10 protein-coding genes and 1 pseudogene are annotated in these 15,854 nt (G+C 58.5%); 9 read left to right on the top strand and 2 right to left on the bottom strand.

Translation table 11 applies throughout. The features are described from left to right. A pseudogene (locus tag QK300_RS11455) lies at positions 1–214 on the top strand (hypothetical protein); the annotation flags it as partial. 59 nt (positions 215–273) lie between these two features. On the opposite strand, the gene QK300_RS11450 reads toward QK300_RS11455, so the two are convergent. Continuing rightward, positions 274–1,764, bottom strand: a complete 1,491-nt coding sequence (locus QK300_RS11450) for an ATP-dependent helicase (RefSeq protein ID WP_281301815.1) — start codon at positions 1,762–1,764, stop codon at positions 274–276. Then, positions 1,761–3,452, bottom strand: a complete 1,692-nt coding sequence (locus tag QK300_RS11445; RefSeq protein ID WP_281301816.1) for an AAA family ATPase — start codon at positions 3,450–3,452, stop codon at positions 1,761–1,763. Before QK300_RS11445 ends, QK300_RS11450 begins: the two co-directional genes overlap by 4 nt. 728 nt (positions 3,453–4,180) lie before the next feature. On the opposite strand from QK300_RS11445, the gene QK300_RS11440 reads away from it, so the two are divergent. The 8 genes from QK300_RS11440 to QK300_RS11405 all read left to right on the top strand — a co-directional run bounded on the left by QK300_RS11440 (position 4,181) and on the right by QK300_RS11405 (position 15,847). Beyond that, positions 4,181–4,381, top strand: coding sequence for a helix-turn-helix domain-containing protein (locus QK300_RS11440; protein WP_281301817.1), 201 nt, complete (start codon positions 4,181–4,183; stop codon positions 4,379–4,381). A 174-nt stretch (positions 4,382–4,555) separates the two neighbouring features. Beyond that, on the top strand, positions 4,556–5,419 hold the full coding sequence (locus QK300_RS11435; RefSeq protein ID WP_281301818.1) for a WYL domain-containing protein: 864 nt from the start codon (positions 4,556–4,558) through the stop codon (positions 5,417–5,419). Continuing rightward, a complete protein-coding gene (locus tag QK300_RS11430) occupies positions 5,403–8,675 on the top strand; it encodes a helicase-related protein (protein WP_281301819.1) in 3,273 nt (1,090 codons plus the stop codon). Before QK300_RS11435 ends, QK300_RS11430 begins: the two co-directional genes overlap by 17 nt. Further along, positions 8,672–9,418 carry a DUF4391 domain-containing protein gene (locus QK300_RS11425; RefSeq protein WP_281301820.1) on the top strand — a complete coding sequence of 249 codons (747 nt, stop codon included), beginning with the start codon at positions 8,672–8,674 and terminating at the stop codon, positions 9,416–9,418. Before QK300_RS11430 ends, QK300_RS11425 begins: the two co-directional genes overlap by 4 nt. 54 nt (positions 9,419–9,472) lie before the next feature. Then, a complete protein-coding gene (locus QK300_RS11420) occupies positions 9,473–9,841 on the top strand; it encodes a hypothetical protein (RefSeq protein WP_281301821.1) in 369 nt (122 codons plus the stop codon). A 36-nt stretch (positions 9,842–9,877) separates the two neighbouring features. After that, positions 9,878–11,770, top strand: a complete 1,893-nt coding sequence (locus tag QK300_RS11415; RefSeq protein WP_281301822.1) for a site-specific DNA-methyltransferase — start codon at positions 9,878–9,880, stop codon at positions 11,768–11,770. Between the two features lie 22 nt (positions 11,771–11,792). Beyond that, positions 11,793–14,888 (top strand): DEAD/DEAH box helicase family protein, encoded by a 3,096-nt coding sequence (locus QK300_RS11410; protein WP_348651886.1) that lies wholly within the window; start codon positions 11,793–11,795, stop codon positions 14,886–14,888. Continuing rightward, entirely contained in the window at positions 14,885–15,847 is a 963-nt protein-coding gene (locus QK300_RS11405) for a GIY-YIG nuclease family protein (protein WP_281301824.1), read from the top strand. The genes QK300_RS11410 and QK300_RS11405 overlap by 4 nt, the downstream gene beginning before the upstream one ends. The last annotated feature ends 7 nt before the right edge of the window (positions 15,848–15,854 follow it).

The raw sequence follows: 15,854 nt of genomic DNA, 5'->3' as shown, positions 1-15,854 counted from the left end.
CGCTGCCACGATCCAGGACATCGCCGCAGCCGAGAAGATCTCCGACAGGTTCGTGAGCCGAATGATGCGGCTCGCCTTTCTGTCGCCGGAGGTGCTCGAACACCTCATCATCACGCGCGTGCCGCCGGCGCTTTCGTTGAACGACCTTGCCGCAGTCGCCGACCGGTCATGGGCGGAGCAGATGCAAATGGTGTTCGATGCCCCCCAAGAATAGCGCCGATCGCAACAACTCCTATCCTTGGCCCCGTCGAAACGAGATGCGCACCCGATCCGCTATCTCGGTACGAGGTGCCGGGTCGGCGCATCGCTCGCCAGCACCAGCCTTATCGATCGTTTTGCCCGGCTGAGGGCCACATACAATAGCCGCCCGCCAAGCACGTCATCCGGGTATTGATGGCGATCGACGGGGCAGAGCAATACATGGTCGAAATCGAGCCCCTTCGCCTTGTGAATGGTGCTTACCATCTGCGACGGCCACTTGCGCCGCCGCCTTATGCGTCCGAGCGCGCTGCGAAAGGCACGTGGATCGTCGGTCCGATCGAACCCGCAGAGCGCCCACACGTGATCGGCGAAGCGGATTGTGTATCCGGGGGGCAGCGTGTCGCGGACCATGCGCATCGCCACCGCCACGCCGCGATGATCGGGCGATACGTAAATCGGCTCTAAACAACCGAGCCACGCTATCTGGTTGCGCCCCGCGCGATCGCGGTTAATCGCGGCGCCTAGCCGTCCGCGAAGCCCGTTAGACAGATCGGCGGTCAGGCCGACTCCGATGACCGCAAGGAAATCGAGAAAGGCACCGGCCAACCCCTGCGCGTTACCGGCTTGCGCTTCCAGCCCTTGGATCAGTACTTCCAGCTCATCAAGTTGCGCACCTTCGTTCAGAGGCGCACGCCAACCCCCGGCCTGTGCCGAGGACTTTGCCATATTCCCGAGGAACGCGAGGACAGCAGCGCTATCCGGCGCTCCGTTCAGGAAGGCATGCACCTCCCGGCTTGCTGTCGGCATGTCCCGGAAGCGCTCACGCCCCGCCAGAGCATTGTGCGAAACCGTCCACACGCAGGCGGGCGCATCGCGCAGGACAACGGGGTTTCCAGCTTTCAACGCCGCACGGCTTGCCATGATCCACTCGCCAAGTTCAGGCGCACCCGCCCACCGATGCGGCTCCTCGAGCAATCCTCTATCGTCCGCCGCAGCCCAAAGCGCATCCCAATCCACATAGCCGTTATCGTTTCCCGGATGGATAGCCTGCATCGGATCGCCGAAGATGCGCAGATGCGCGTTGCCGATCTCCCGCAGCAGCCTCACCGCCTCGTGCTGGTGAACGCTGGCATCCTGGTGTTCGTCCAGCACGATGACCGGGTAGTGAGCGGCGACAGCGCGCGCCACGGTTGGGGCCCGGCGGAACAGCTCGACCGCTTTCTCGCTCAGCGCGGAAAACGGAATGCCGTCGGCGGGCCTGCCCAAATGCGATTCAATCGGGGAAGGCAGGCCAAGCGGCTGCGCGTAGGCGCCAATGGCTTTGAGGAAGAAGCTGTCGCAGGTCTCAACATTGATCTTCCTGCCCAGCGCGGCGCACTTGCGCTGGAACTCGCCGCACGCTGCATGGGTATGGGAGAGCAGCAGGACCTTGCCGGACGTAAGCCGCCCGGCGGCTTCACCTGCATATTTGGCGGCCTTCGTTGTCTTGCCGCAGCCGCCTGCGGCCTCGATCACTACGACCGGCGCTTCGGAGTGGAGCTTTTCATCGACTTCCCGCGTCATGCAGCGGTCGCCCGTTCGACCGCATCGACGAAGGCTGCCAACTTTTCGTTCAGCTCCTGCGGCACCGGATCAAGACCCAGCAGCTTGTCCGCCAGCAGGAAACCGCCATCGAAAGACTTGAACCACCCGCTCGGTTTGCGCTTCCCGTCGCGTGGCGGGCATGCTGCATTGCATAGCGCCTTGACGAACGCTTCGCGCCCGTAATCGGCGAGTAGCTGTTCGGCGGTTCGGTCCTTGTCTTCGGACCCGAGCGCCGCACGCAATTCCGGCAGGCAGTGCCGTGCGGGCCTGCCTCCGTATTCTTCGGGCCAGGTTACGACCAGCGGCAAGACATTTTCGGGTAGAGCGCCGAGCACGGCATGTTCCAGTGCCGCGCCATCATCCCAGCGCAACACCGCCGCCTGCTTTCCTATCTCTTCCCAGCTCCCGTCCTTTCGTCCCTCGTCGTCGGCCACCGCTCCGATTTGAAAGCCCGCCTTGAGCAGGGCCTTGCAGATAGCAACCGCCCGGTCATGGCCGCCACCATCAACGCAGAAGATCCCGCGCACGGGAAAACCGTCGCCGAATTTCGAGATGAGCAGTCGCGTCACAAAGCCTTGCTCTGTGATTCCTTCACAGACTACCGGCAACCGCGCGAGAACAGCTTCAGGTTGCTTCGTCAGCAGCTCCCCGATCTCCTTACCTTCCAGCGCCGTCAATTCATGCACCCGCGGCGCACGCGCCTGCGCGGCCCGCACGGCTTCGCCCGCTCGCCGGGGTGGCACAATGTTGATGCGCGAGATAACCGCGCCCAACGTTGCACCCGCCGAGAGGATGGCGGGCGCATGCGTTGTAATGAACGCTTGGCGCTTTCCGTCCTGATTGAGATCGCCAATGAAAGCGCGCTGACGGTAAGGTTCGAGGCCCGACTCCGGTTCATCTACTACAGCGAGCGAGACGCTCTCGGCGATGATCGACGCAAGTTCCAGTGTCGCGAGGCGGCGCGTGCCAGTACCCCAAGCGGGCAGCGGCAAGGCGCTCTCGTCATTCTCTCCGATCATCAGCCCGACACTTGCGGCGAGCGAAACGCCGGGCGTGCCGACGAGCCCGAGCCGGACAGGATTCGGTAGGCTGCGTTTGCTGAATTGCTTGTCGATGCGTCCGAGCGCCTCTTTCGGCTCCTCGCCGAGCCGGTCATGAATAGGCGTGTTCAGAATGGCCTGAAGGATCGACTGCCGTAGCTGCTGGCCTTCCATGTACCGGTCCAACGCACCGCCTTGCACGAGCCTCAGATCGCGATCCCAGCGATCGGCGATGCCTATCCGCATCAGGCCGATGCGCTGCCTCAATGCCCGCGAAAACGGCACGCGCGTTTCATCGTCTACACCGATCACTTCGTAGATGGCTTCTTGGTCCGGGGTGCCGGTCAGGCGGCAGACCATCACAGCTTCGGCGCCACCCTCGTCCGGCAGATCAGTGAGCTGTCCTTCGCGCCAGCCGCGCAGCGGCGGTAGCGGAAACCTGTCGCTCTTCAGGATCGACGCATCGCCGACGGCGAGCACTGCTTCGATTTCAAAGCCTCTGTCAAACTCGCGCCGGAAATAATCGAACTCGGAAATGTTCATGTTCGGCGCGGGCGACAGCAAGGCTCCGATCGCTTCAAGAATTGTGGACTTGCAGCTATCGCCCGGGCCGACGATCATGTTCATTCTAGGAGCCGGGCACCACTCCAGATGTTCGATGCCACGGAATCTCTTGATTCTGAGCAGTCGCATTGAAGGTATTGGTACGACAGGCGCTTGTTTCGCTTCTCCGGCCATTGTCCAACTCCAAGTAACTTCAATTCATAGGAGCCGATTAGAATTCTGACCACAACCCATATTACCACGAAGCCCAATGCGCTTCTTTTCGCGCTGCAACGCCCACTTCGGGTGTCTCTGATTGAATGCCTGACGGGAGAACCGCGGTGAAAGGTTCGGTCGGCGCGAAACTGTAAGCTACAGAAATCATTGCAGTTTATTAGACCGAACCGAAAACGGCGAGGTTCGGTCGGATAGAGACGAAAGCCGTTCAGAGACCGAAAATCGGCGCTGCGCCAGTCTCTGAGGTTCGGTTGGCTTCAGCAAACCCCTTTGAAACTTGGGAGAAATTCGGCGCTCATGGAGCGTCGCTCAAGGTTCGCGACTGGAAACTGGCGGAGGGAGAGGACGCTCGGACAAACTCGCTCGAAGTATGCCCCACATCCCGCCAGAACGCCCTCGTATTCGTAAGTGAATCTTCGCCACCGCAGAACTTCTCTGGTCAAGGAGAATGGCCGCCACATGCCGGTTTCGGCGCTCGCGCCAGTATTGCCTTGATAGTGTTCCCCACCCACGCCTTCGTTGCGTCGCAGTCAAAGTGGTCTGCGCGAAAGGAAGCGGATATGAAGGCAACATGCATGAACCAACTTGAATTGGCGGTGCGCTGGAGGATCAGCCATCGCACACTTGAGCGGTGGCGCTGGACCGGTGAGGGGCCGAAGTTCCTCAAGGTGGGTGGCCGGGTGGTCTACCGTATGTCCGACGTCGAGGAATACGAGCAGGCGATGATCCGCTCAAGCACTTCCGACATCGGCAACGCTCAGCAAGCTGATGCCTGACACCGCTCCTGGATGACGGCCGGGTGCGGTGCGGGCCTCATCGCTCCCTCGTGCCAGCCTGCGCACGAGCTCTCCCAATTTCGATTGATTCCACGCCATTTCTCGGATAGCTTGATCGAAAGTCAAGAAACTGGGCTCGCCTAGTTACAAGACGGATCATGTCGCTGGGAGTGCATGGTGGAAAGAGAGAAGGCAGATCTTCGATGGGGAGTCGAGCAACGGCTCGAATTCATCGAGTTCCGCCTGTTTTGGGAGGGGCATGTGAATCGGGGCGATTTGATGAGCGCGTTCGGAGTGTCGGTGAACCAGGCGTCCACCGACCTGAACCGCTACATCGGGATGGCACCGGAGAACATGCAGTACGACAAGAGCGGGCGTGCGTATGTCCGCGGCGGAGCGTTTGCGCCGCTTTACCTCAAGCCTGACGCCAGCCGATATCTCGCTCAACTTAGGTCCGTCGCCGATGGCATTCTAGACCGAGCTGACGCATGGATCGGTCAGTTTCCATCCTATGACGCCGCCCCAACGCCCGTGAGGGGTGTCAACGCCAAGACACTGCGTTCAGTGATCGCCGCGATCCGGCGATCCGAAGCGATTGAAGTCAAGTACCAGTCGCTTTCCCGGCCCGAGCCTCGCTGGCGGTGGATTGCACCTCACGCCGTCGGCTTCGACGGGTTCCGCTGGCACGCACGAGCTTTCTGCCTCACCGACCAAATCTTCAAGGATTTCTTGCTCTCGCGGATCGTCGAAACTCGCGGAACTCGCCCGAGCGACGTCACTGCCGATTCCGACGCTGACTGGCACGAACGTGTAACCTTGGAAATCGGACCGCATCCCGAGCTGTCTGATACTCAGAAGAAGGTGATCGCGCTCGACTATGGGATGCGCGGCGGACGGACCAAAATCCAGGTTCGAAGAGCGCTCCTCTATTACGCGCTCCGGCGCCTCGGGCTTGATACCGACCCTGGCGCACGCAAGCCGCAGGATCAGCAGATCGTACTTTTGAACCGGGAGGTAGTCGATGCAGATCATCGATAACACCTCCCATCTCCTCGGTGATGATCTGAAGGCTTCGGTCGGCCGTGGCACTCGTTTGCGGATCGCCGCGTCTTGCTTCTCCATCTACGCGTTCGAAGCTTTGAAGTCCGAATTCTCGAAGATCGAAAGCCTGCAGTTCATCTTCACGGCCCCTACGTTTGTCCCCACCGAAGTAACCGACCGCCTCCGGAAAGAGCGGCGGGAGTTCTTCATTCCCAAGGCGCGAAGAGAAAGCGGCTTATACGGCACGGAATTCGAGATCCAGCTCCGCAACAAGCTTACTCAACGCGCCGTCGCTAGGGAGTGCGCTGACTGGATCCGCAAGAAAGCTAGATTCCGTTCGAACACGACCAAAGCGCCGATGCAGCAATTCATGCATGTCGCCGGGTCTGAGGGCGAAGTCGCCTACATGCCGATTAGCGGGTTCACGGCCGTTGATCTCGGGTACCAGAAGGGTGATGCCGTCTCAAACTTCGTGACCCGTTTCAATGATCCGGCACATGCCAAGATGTACCTTCAGCTGTTCGATCAAATCTGGTCGGACCCCGACAAAGTTAATGATGTCACGGCCGCGATCTGCGAGCACATCGAGTCGGTCTATCAAGAGAATTCGCCTGAGCGCATCTATTTCATGATGCTTTACAACATATTTCACGACTTCTTGGGTGAAGTCGACGAAGACGTCCTTCCAAACGATCTTACCGGCTATCAGGAAAGCGTGGTCTGGAACAAGCTCTTCAACTTTCAGAAGGATGCGGCGACCGGCATTATCAACAAGCTCGAAACATACAATGGCTGCATCCTCGCCGACAGCGTGGGCCTTGGAAAGACGTTCACGGCGTTGGCGGTGATTAAGTACTACGAGCTAAGGAACCGATCCGTTCTCGTGCTTTGCCCCAAGAAGCTCGCGGACAACTGGCGAAACTACAACACGAATCTGACCACAAATATCTTTGCCAAGGATCGATTTAACTACGACGTCCTCTGTCACACGGACCTGTCACGGACGTCTGGCGACTCCTTCGGCATCCCCCTGAACCGGGTGAACTGGGGCAATTACGACCTAGTTGTCATCGACGAGTCCCACAATTTCCGCAACAATGACGTCTATAAGGACCGTGAAACACGCTACCAGAAGCTCATGAACAAGGTCATCCGCGCTGGCGTGAAGACCAAGGTTCTGATGCTCTCAGCGACGCCGGTAAATAATCGTTTCAATGATCTGCGGAACCAGCTCGCCCTCGCCTATGAGGGGCAATCCGAAGCGCTCAGCAAGAACCTGAAGACGCAAGCCAGCATCGAGGAGATATTCCGTCGAGCCCAGAAGGCTTTCAACGAATGGTCTTTGCTGCCGCCGGAAGAGCGGACAGCGGCATCAATCCTGAAGACGCTGGATTTTGACTTCTTCGAGCTTCTTGACGCCGTGACCATCGCACGATCACGCAAGCACATCGAAACCTTCTACGACACCAAGGACATCGGCAAGTTCCCCCAACGGCGCAAGCCACTCTCGTTCCATCGCCCAATCACCGAGAAGTCCGACGTGATGGGGTTTAACGACATCTTCACGCAGCTTTCGGTCCTGAAACTCGCGGTCTATGCCCCGATCAGCTACATCCTGCCCAGCCGTCTCCGGAAGTACGAGGAAATCTACGATACGGAAGTTGAGGGCGGACGCGGCAAGCTGCGGCAGGCAGATCGGGAGCGCAGCCTTCAGGCGCTCATGACCACCAACCTGCTCAAGCGTCTGGAAAGCTCGGTCGCGGCGTTCCGACTCACGCTTCGGTCTCTCGGCGCCAACATCTCGCGCACCCTCGACGCGATCCGCGATTTCGAGAAAACCGGACGCAGCGGTAACGTCAGTGACTACCTTGCTGACGTGAGCGACTTCGACCCGGAGGACGATGACCTCTCCGGCCTCGACGAGTTCACGGTCGGAAAGAAGGTCCAGATCAGCCTCGCCGACATGGATCTGCCATCATGGAAGCACGACCTGGCTGCAGACCTCGTCCTTATCGAAGATCTGATTGCCTCGATGGAAAAGGTCAAACCGGCGGATGACGCCAAGCTCCAGCACCTGCTCGCCCTCATCAGGCAGAAGGTCGACGAGCCGTTAAACCCGGGAAACAGGAAGGTTCTGGTCTTCACGGCCTTCGCCGATACAGCCAACTATCTCTTCGACAACCTGGCGCCCTTCGCCGCACGGCTCGGGCTGCATGTTGGCAAGGTCACAGGGTCGGACGCCCCCAAGACCACGCTCAAGAAATCCTACGACTTCCAGAGCGTCCTCACGCTGTTTTCTCCGCGGTCGAAGGAAAAGGCCATCGTCTTTCCGAACGAGCCGGGCGAGCTGGACATACTCATCGGAACCGATTGCATCTCGGAAGGCCAGAACCTTCAGGACTGCGACTTCCTAGTCAACTACGACATCCACTGGAATCCGGTACGCATCATCCAGCGGTTCGGCCGGATCGACCGGATTGGCTCCACCAACAGTCAGATCCAGCTGGTCAACTACTGGCCCGATATCTCCCTCGACGAGTACATCAACCTCAAGGAACGCGTCGAGAACCGGATGGTGATCGCCGACGTCACGGCGACAGGCGACGACAACGTCCTCACCGCCAAGTCGAACGACATCGCCTACCGCAAGGAACAACTGAGGCGGATGCAGGAGGAGGTGATCGAGCTGGAGGACGCAAAGGCCGGCATCTCGATCACCGATCTCGGGCTGAACGATTTCCGGATGGACCTGCTCAATTACGTCAAGCAGCATGGTGAGCCCGACAACGTGCCCTTAGGAATGCACGCCGTCGTCCCTGCGCAGCCGGAGCTGGGGCTTCAGCCAGGCGTCATCTTCGCGCTGAAAAACATCCACGACAGCGTGAACGTCAACCAGCAAAACCGCCTGCATCCCTTCTACCTTGTCTACATCGACGACGACGGCCGGATCGTCGCCGACCACACCGAGGTCAAGCGCCTGCTCGACCTGATCCGATCCAGTTGCAAGGGGCGGATCGAGCCCATCCGCGACGTTTGCCAAGTCTTCAACGAGCGCACCGAGGACGGGCGCAAGATGGGCCGCTATTCCGACCTGCTCTCAAGCGCGATCCGTTCCATGATCGAGGTGAAGGAAGAAAAGGACATCGACAGCCTTTTCAGCGGCGGGCGGACCACGGCGCTGACCCACACCATCAAGGGGCTGGACGATTTCGAGCTGATCGCCTTCCTGGTCATCGAAGGGGGCGGCGAATGACCCTCTACGACTGGCCCCGCGCCGCAGCATTCGGGCGCGTGATCCCCAAGACCAAGATCTACGAGCACGCCGGGGCGAACACGGCACAGAAAGACCTCTTCGTGCGTGAGGTCGACCAGATCGTTTGGTCGCACAAGCTGGCGCCCGAGACGGTCAATCTCGCAGCGACGAAGCAGGTGGCAGAGATACAGGTCTTCCGCATCACCGCGCGTACCGCGACGCTGGACACGAGCGTGCTGCGCGCCATCGACAAGGCCATTCCCTTTCCGCTGATCTTCGAGGTGGCCCATGGCGGCCGCGTCAGACTGGCCGCGGCCTACAAGCGGCCGAGCGAGGCCGACAGCGCCCGCTGGGTGGTGGGCGACTATTTCCAGTGGGACTGGCTACCCGAGGACGCGCCGCGCACCCCGCTTCCGGTGGCGCTGAACATGGGCGCGCTGTATGAGCGGCTACTCGAGCCGCTGGTGGCCGGGCAGACGGCAAAGCTGGTTTCCGGCATGGGCGAGGCGCCGCGGACGCCCTTCACCCCTGCCGAGCCGGACCGCTCCGTGTCGCTGGAAGAGCGCATCGCGCAGGCCGAGGCGATCAAGGCGCAGACGCGTGAGGTCGAGCGGATCAAGGCGCGGCTGGGGCGCGAGAGGCAATTCAACAAGCGCGTGGCGATCAATGCCGAGCTGCGCGCGGCCAAACAGGAACTGGAGCGGCTGACCGGGGCGACCGCCCAGACCCCAGACATTTCCTAAGCGGCACTGTCATGGTTCAGCAGTATGAGAAGAATACGACACCAAACAAAGTGCATGACAATCAAGAACACAAAAACAGAAAGCGAGCCGATGAACACAGATTTCTTTAAAGACGCGACCGACGTAGTGCTCGAAGTCGAAGTGAACCCTGATGCTGCAGGTCGGTTTGAGTCACGATATCGAGCCATAACCAGTTCAAACCCTAAGCTCGGAGAGGGTTACCAACACCAACCGAACAAATGGGGCCTAGAAGTCCGGGTGTATTTCAATAGTGAGGTGGATATGTCCGATGAGTTCACCTCTATTGACGTCTATGTCGAGCAAGGTGACCGACCCTATCGCAAGCGCTGGGTCTATAGATTGAACGATCGCGAATTTTTCTGGTCGCTCGTTGAGGCTGGATATCGACTTGGCGAAAACTAATACTCTGACCACGTAAGGCAAACCGAGGGTGAAAACGTGACTATAAAAAAACTTGAAATGAAAACCCCTGAACTGTCACGGGATATCACAAATCAGCTTGCCAAGCTGCTGCCGGAAGCTGTGACGGAAGTGAGGAACGAGACTGGCGAAATTGAGCAAGTCATTGATTTTGAGCTGCTTAAGCAGATCCTTGATGGACAAGCCACAGAGGGTATGCGTGAGCGATACCATCTAAACTGGCCTGGGAAAGCTGCTGCACTCATTGAAGCCAATACATCCTTGGAAAAAACCGTTCGTCCATCCGAAGCCGATAGTCTGCATTTCCAGAGCACGAAGAACCTTTTCATCGAAGGAGACAACCTAGACGGGCTAAAGCTGATCCGCGAGAGCTACCTGGGGAAAGTTGATATGATTTATATTGACCCCCCCTACAACACAGGAAGTGACCTAATTTACAACGATCAATATAAGTTGGCCGCGGACGAATACCTCGAAAAGTCGGGGCAAGTTGATGGAATGGGAGGTAAGCTGGTAGCGAACTCTCAAACCAACGGTCGCTTTCATTCTGACTGGCTGTCGATGATGTATCCTCGGCTACGAATAGCCCGCCAACTTCTGTCCGATCAGGGGCTTATTTTTATTTCGATCGATGACAATGAGCGCGCTAACCTACAGAAGCTTTGCGAAGAGGTCTTTGGGGCCAGCAATTTCTTGGGCTGTTTCGTTTGGAAGCGCCGTAGTGGTGCCATGGATGCTGTGACCAATCTCAGTGAAGACCATGAGTACGTTTTGGTTTACTCGAAGTCGCAGGCCACCCTTAAAGGTGTTGAAAGAACATTTGAAAAATATATGAACCCGGACAACGACCCTCGGGGCCCTTGGATCTCAGATAACCTCAGCGCAGGGAAACCGGGGGGCGACACATACTATCCGATAACAGACCCAGACACTGGACACGAGTTTCTTCCTCCGAAGGGAAGATACTGGCCTTATAGCCGCCAAACTATGGCGCAAAAGATTGCTGAAGGCCGTGTCATATTTCCCAAAGGGCCGACTGGCACTCCGATGCTTAAGCGCTTTGCGTCTGAGGCAATGAAACCCACAATACCAGTATCATCTTGGATTGAACGCCCCGCTGGTGGCGGCGGACAAAGTACAATCGTCTCTCCAATGAATAGTTCTGCTACGACGGCGTTGAAGAACCTTTTCGGGGGCAAGCTGTTTTCATTTCCCAAGCCGGTTGAGCTAATAAAAGCACTCATTGAACAGGGCGCAGCGAAAGACGCGCTAGTTTTGGACTTTTTTGCAGGCTCGGGAACCACTGCTCAAGCAGCTTTCGAATGCAATGCGGCCGACGGTGGGAACCGTCGATGTATTTTGATTCAGCTGCCCGAGGCAATTGATGAAGGATCAGACGCATTTAAAGAAGGTTACGAGACCATTGCGGACTTTTCGAAAGAACGCATACGCAGAGCTGGTGCGATGGTTCTTGAAGGTGAATGTCGTCCCGGCTGGAACAAGGACGTCGGCTTCCGCGTCCTGAAGATTGATACGTCGAACATGCGGGACGTCTATTACCGTCCTGACGAAGTTAAACAGGCTGACCTGCTTACCGCCGTTGACAACATAAAACCGGACCGCACGGCCGAAGACCTGCTCTTCCAAGTTCTGGTGGACTGGGGTGTTGACCTGACGTTGCCCATCCGCCGTGAGAGCGTGCAGGGTAAGACCGTGTTCTTTGTCGACGACAACGCGCTGGTCGCGTGCTTTGACACTGGCATCACCGAGGAACTGGTCAAGGAGCTGGCCGGGCATGAGCCGCTGCGTGTCGTCTTCCGCGACAACGGCTTCGTCTCGGACGCGGTGAAGATCAACGTCGAACAGATCTTCCGCCAGCTCTCGCCCACCACCGACGTCAAATCGATCTGAGGGGAACAGCATGTCAGGCGCAATGAAGCTCAAGTTCAAGGTCCAGCCCTTTCAGACCAATGCCGTCGATTCCGTCGTGGACTGTTTCGCCGGTCAGCCGATGGTCAGCGGCATCAACTATCGGATCGACCCCGGAGCCAAAGCACAGACCAGCGCGTTCGAGGAAGGCTTCAAGAACGCCGACATAGCGCTGAGCGAGGCGCAGGTGCTGGCAAACATCCAGGATGTGCAGCGCCGCCAGAACTTTCCGTTCAGCCAAAGCCTCACCGACTTCACTGTTGTCAACGCGCGTGGCGAGCGGACACCGGCGCCAACGACCTACACTCGCGACGCGCTGGCGGCGAGCCGCTACCACCTCGACGTAGAGATGGAGACCGGGACCGGCAAGACCTATTGCTACATCAAGACCATCTTCGAGATGAACAAGCGGTATGGCTGGTCGAAGTTCATCATCATGGTGCCCAGCATCGCCATCCGCGAAGGCGTCTACAAATCGCTGCAGATCACCGCTGAGCATTTCACCGAAAGCTACGGCAAGAAGGCGCGGTTCTTCATCTACAATTCCAAGCGCCTGCACGAGCTGGAGAGCTTTTCGTCCGACGCCGGGATCAACGTGATGGTGATGAACATCCAGGCGTTCAACGCGCGCGGGGCCGACAACCGGCGCATCTACGAGGAGCTGGACGACTTCCAGTCGCGCAGGCCCATCGACGTGATCGCCTCGAACCGGCCGATCCTGATCCTCGACGAACCGCAGAAGATGGAAGGCGCGGCGACGATGGAGGCACTGCCGAAATTCAAGCCGCTGTTCATCATACGCTATTCGGCGACCCACCGGACCCAGCACAACCGCGTTCACCGGCTGGACGCGCTGGACGCCTACAACCAGAAGCTGGTCAAAAAGATCGCGGTGCGCGGCATCCAGACCCGCGGGCTGGCTGGCACCAACGCCTATCTCTACCTCGAAGGCATCGAAATCTCGAAGAAGGCCCCCGTGGCGCGGATCGAGATCGAGGTGAAGCTGGCATCGGGTGAGATCAAACGTCAGCTGAAACGTCTGGAGTTCCGCGACGACTTGTTCGTGAAGTCGGGCGACCTGGACCAGTATCGCGGCTTCACGATCAGCCAGATCGACGCCGTTAACGACACTGTCGAATTCACCAACGGTGAACTGCTGCGCGCCGGTGAGGCGAACGGCGACGTCTCCGAGCGCGACATCCGCCGCATCCAGATCCGCGAGACGATCAAGGCACACCTGGACAAGGAAAAGCAGCTGTTCGCACAGGGCATCAAGGTCCTGTCGCTGTTCTTCATCGACGAGGTTGTGAAGTACCGCGACTACGACGAAGCCGACACAAACGGTGAGTACGCGCGGGTTTTCGAGGAAGAGTACGAGCTTCTGAAGGCGGAGTACCTGTCGGAGCTTGCGATCGATAACGAGGCCTACCGGAAGTATCTCGCGGGCATCGACCCGGCCAAGACCCACAACGGCTATTTCTCGATCGACAAGAAGACGAACCGCCTGAAGGACCCCGCCGTTGGCGCACGCTCGGTCGATTCCGACGACGTGGACGCTTACGACCTGATCCTGAAAGACAAGGAGCGGCTGCTTTCCTTCGCTGAACCCACCCGGTTCATTTTCTCTCACTCGGCGCTGCGCGAGGGGTGGGACAACCCAAATGTCTTCGTCATGTGCATGCTGAAGCATAGCGACAACACAATTTCCCGCCGCCAGGAAGTGGGGCGCGGCCTGCGGCTGAGCGTCGACCAACACGGGGACCGGATGGACCATCCAGCGGTGGTGCACGACATCAACGTGCTGACTGTCGTAGCGAGCGAGAGCTACAAGGACTTCGTTGCCGGTCTGCAGAAAGAAATTGCCGAGACGCTTTCGTCGCGTCCACGACAGGCAACCGAGGAGTATTTCACTGGCAAGATATTCACGACCGAGCATGGCCCGGTCGAGGTGACTGCCGCCATAGCCAAGCAGATCTACCGCTATCTGGTAAAGAACGATTACACCGACGACGCGGACCAGATCGCAGATGCCTACCACGAAGCCAAGGCGGCTGGGAAACTGGCAGAGTTTCCCGAGGAACTGAAGCCTCACGCAGAGCAGGTGTTCCAGCTCATCGACAGCGTTTTCAGCGATGCGCAACTGCCCAAGGTCGATGACGGCCGCAAGCCCAAGACCAATCCCCTCAATGCGAACTTCGAGAAAAAGGAGTTCCAGGAGCTCTGGGCGCGGATTAACCGCAAGGCGGTCTATCGGGTGGAGTTCGATTCAGCGGAGCTGATCCGCAAGTGCGTCAGCGCGCTGGATAGCCAGTTGCGCGTCACACCTCTGCAATACACGGTTCAGGTCGGCGTGCAGAACGACGGATTGACTGACAGCCAGCTTCGCAGCGGCGACGGCTTCATGGTCACCAACACAACGACCGAGCACGGGGGCTCGATCCATTCTCTGGTGAAGTACGACCTCGTTGGGAAGGTGGCCGAAAACGCACAGCTGACGCGAGACACGGCGGCGAACATCCTCGGCCAGATCGCGCCTGCGGTTTTCGAACAGTTCACGAAAAATCCTGAGCACTTCATCTCAGAGGCCTCGCGCATAATCGCCGAGCAGAAGGCAGCCATGGTGATCGAGCGTCTCGCCTATGACGAAGTTGATGAACGGTACGACGTCGACATTTTCACAGCGAACCAGACCGGCCAGGATTTCTCCCGGGCCACGGCGAAGCTCAAGAACCACGTATACGACTACGCGATCACGGACTCCGATATCGAACGAGACTTCGTCAAGGAGCTGGATACGAGCAGCGAGGTCGTGGTCTACGCCAAACTGCCCCGCGGGTTCCTGATCCCAACCCCGGTCGGGGACTACAATCCCGATTGGGCGATATCCTTTAAGGCTGGCAGCGTAAGGCACATTTACTTTGTCGCCGAGACTAAGGGCACGATGTCGACCATGAAGTTGCGCGAGATCGAAAAGACGAAGATCGAGTGCGCACGCAAGTTCTTCGACGAGCTCAGCGAGCGCATCACTACGGATCGCGTAAAGTATGATGTGGTGACCGACTACAGCAAGCTGATGGACTTGGTCGGGCGCGCGGCATGACAAAGCCCCGCTCAATCAACATATTCCTTCTCGACGGCGACCCGAACGGCATCCGAGTGGCGCAGATTTCGATGTCCACAATCCAGGCCATCGCTTTTCGCCGAAACCAGCTTCGTCGAGTGCGAGAAGCATTTCCGGAGATCGAGAGACCGGGTGTCTACATCCTGATTGGATCTGATGATGAAGATACTGGCGGTCATGTAGGCTATATTGGCGAATCCGAAGGCGTGGGCGCTCGCCTTGCCCATCACAATTCAAATGAAACAGGCCGAGATGCGAAGGTTTTCTGGACGGATACTGTGGTCCTGATCAGCAAGGACGAGAACCTCACGAAGAGCCATGCGCGCTATGTGGAAGCCTGCCTTATTCGAAGCATCCGGAGCAATCCGCGCTGGTCGATCCCGAACACCAAGCGGCCTTCTGAAGATGCCGGCAAGCTTCCACTTCAAGATCGCGCAGCCATGGACGAGTTCGTCGATCAGACCAAAACGCTGGTTGGCGCGCTCGGCTGGGATCTCTTTCGCGAAATGAGGGGGCGACAGGTTGATGCTGCCCAGTTGTCCGGTGAAGAAGCCTCGGTCCCTGACGGGCATCGGTTCTTCTTCAGGGGCGAAGGATTTGCGGCCGAGATGAAACTCGGCCCCTCGGGTGACTTTTTGGTTCTCGCTGGCTCGAAGGCACGTGTCCGCACGACCACGACAATTCCTCGCGGAACGAGCACCCTGCGCAAGACCCTGCTGGAGACTGGTGTCCTGCACGATGACGGCCAGTTCCTGGTGTTCACCAGCGATTACAGCTTCACATCAGCGTCGGCCGCTGCAGCCACCGTGACCGGCGCGAGTGCCAATGGGCGTATCCTGTGGAAACTCGACGACGGTCGCACCTACGCTGATTGGGAAGCAAACCAAGATAACGGCAGCGGAACCTTCGCGACATCAGCTGGACCGCCGGAGGGTTAGTCATAGG

This window comes from Iodidimonas sp. MBR-22 (assembly GCF_029946565.1).
In the GTDB taxonomy this organism is placed as follows: Bacteria; Pseudomonadota; Alphaproteobacteria; order Sphingomonadales; family Rhodothalassiaceae; genus Iodidimonas; species Iodidimonas nitroreducens.
The sequence above is the reverse complement of the archived record's forward strand: the minus strand, read 5'-3'. Positions and strand labels throughout refer to the sequence as shown.

What these genes read in the sequence shown, in the direction of transcription:
- QK300_RS11440 (WP_281301817.1), top strand. Translation starts at nt 4,181, where the DNA reads ATGAACCAACTTGAATTGGCGGTGCGCTGGAGGATCAGCCATCGCACA.
- QK300_RS11450 (WP_281301815.1), bottom strand. Translation starts at nt 1,764, where the DNA reads ATGACGCGGGAAGTCGATGAAAAGCTCCACTCCGAAGCGCCGGTCGTA.
- QK300_RS11410 (WP_348651886.1), top strand. Translation starts at nt 11,793, where the DNA reads ATGAAGCTCAAGTTCAAGGTCCAGCCCTTTCAGACCAATGCCGTCGAT.
- QK300_RS11430 (WP_281301819.1), top strand. Translation starts at nt 5,403, where the DNA reads ATGCAGATCATCGATAACACCTCCCATCTCCTCGGTGATGATCTGAAG.
- QK300_RS11445 (WP_281301816.1), bottom strand. Translation starts at nt 3,452, where the DNA reads ATGAACATGATCGTCGGCCCGGGCGATAGCTGCAAGTCCACAATTCTT.
- QK300_RS11420 (WP_281301821.1), top strand. Translation starts at nt 9,473, where the DNA reads ATGACAATCAAGAACACAAAAACAGAAAGCGAGCCGATGAACACAGAT.
- QK300_RS11405 (WP_281301824.1), top strand. Translation starts at nt 14,885, where the DNA reads ATGACAAAGCCCCGCTCAATCAACATATTCCTTCTCGACGGCGACCCG.
- QK300_RS11435 (WP_281301818.1), top strand. Translation starts at nt 4,556, where the DNA reads ATGGTGGAAAGAGAGAAGGCAGATCTTCGATGGGGAGTCGAGCAACGG.
- QK300_RS11425 (WP_281301820.1), top strand. Translation starts at nt 8,672, where the DNA reads ATGACCCTCTACGACTGGCCCCGCGCCGCAGCATTCGGGCGCGTGATC.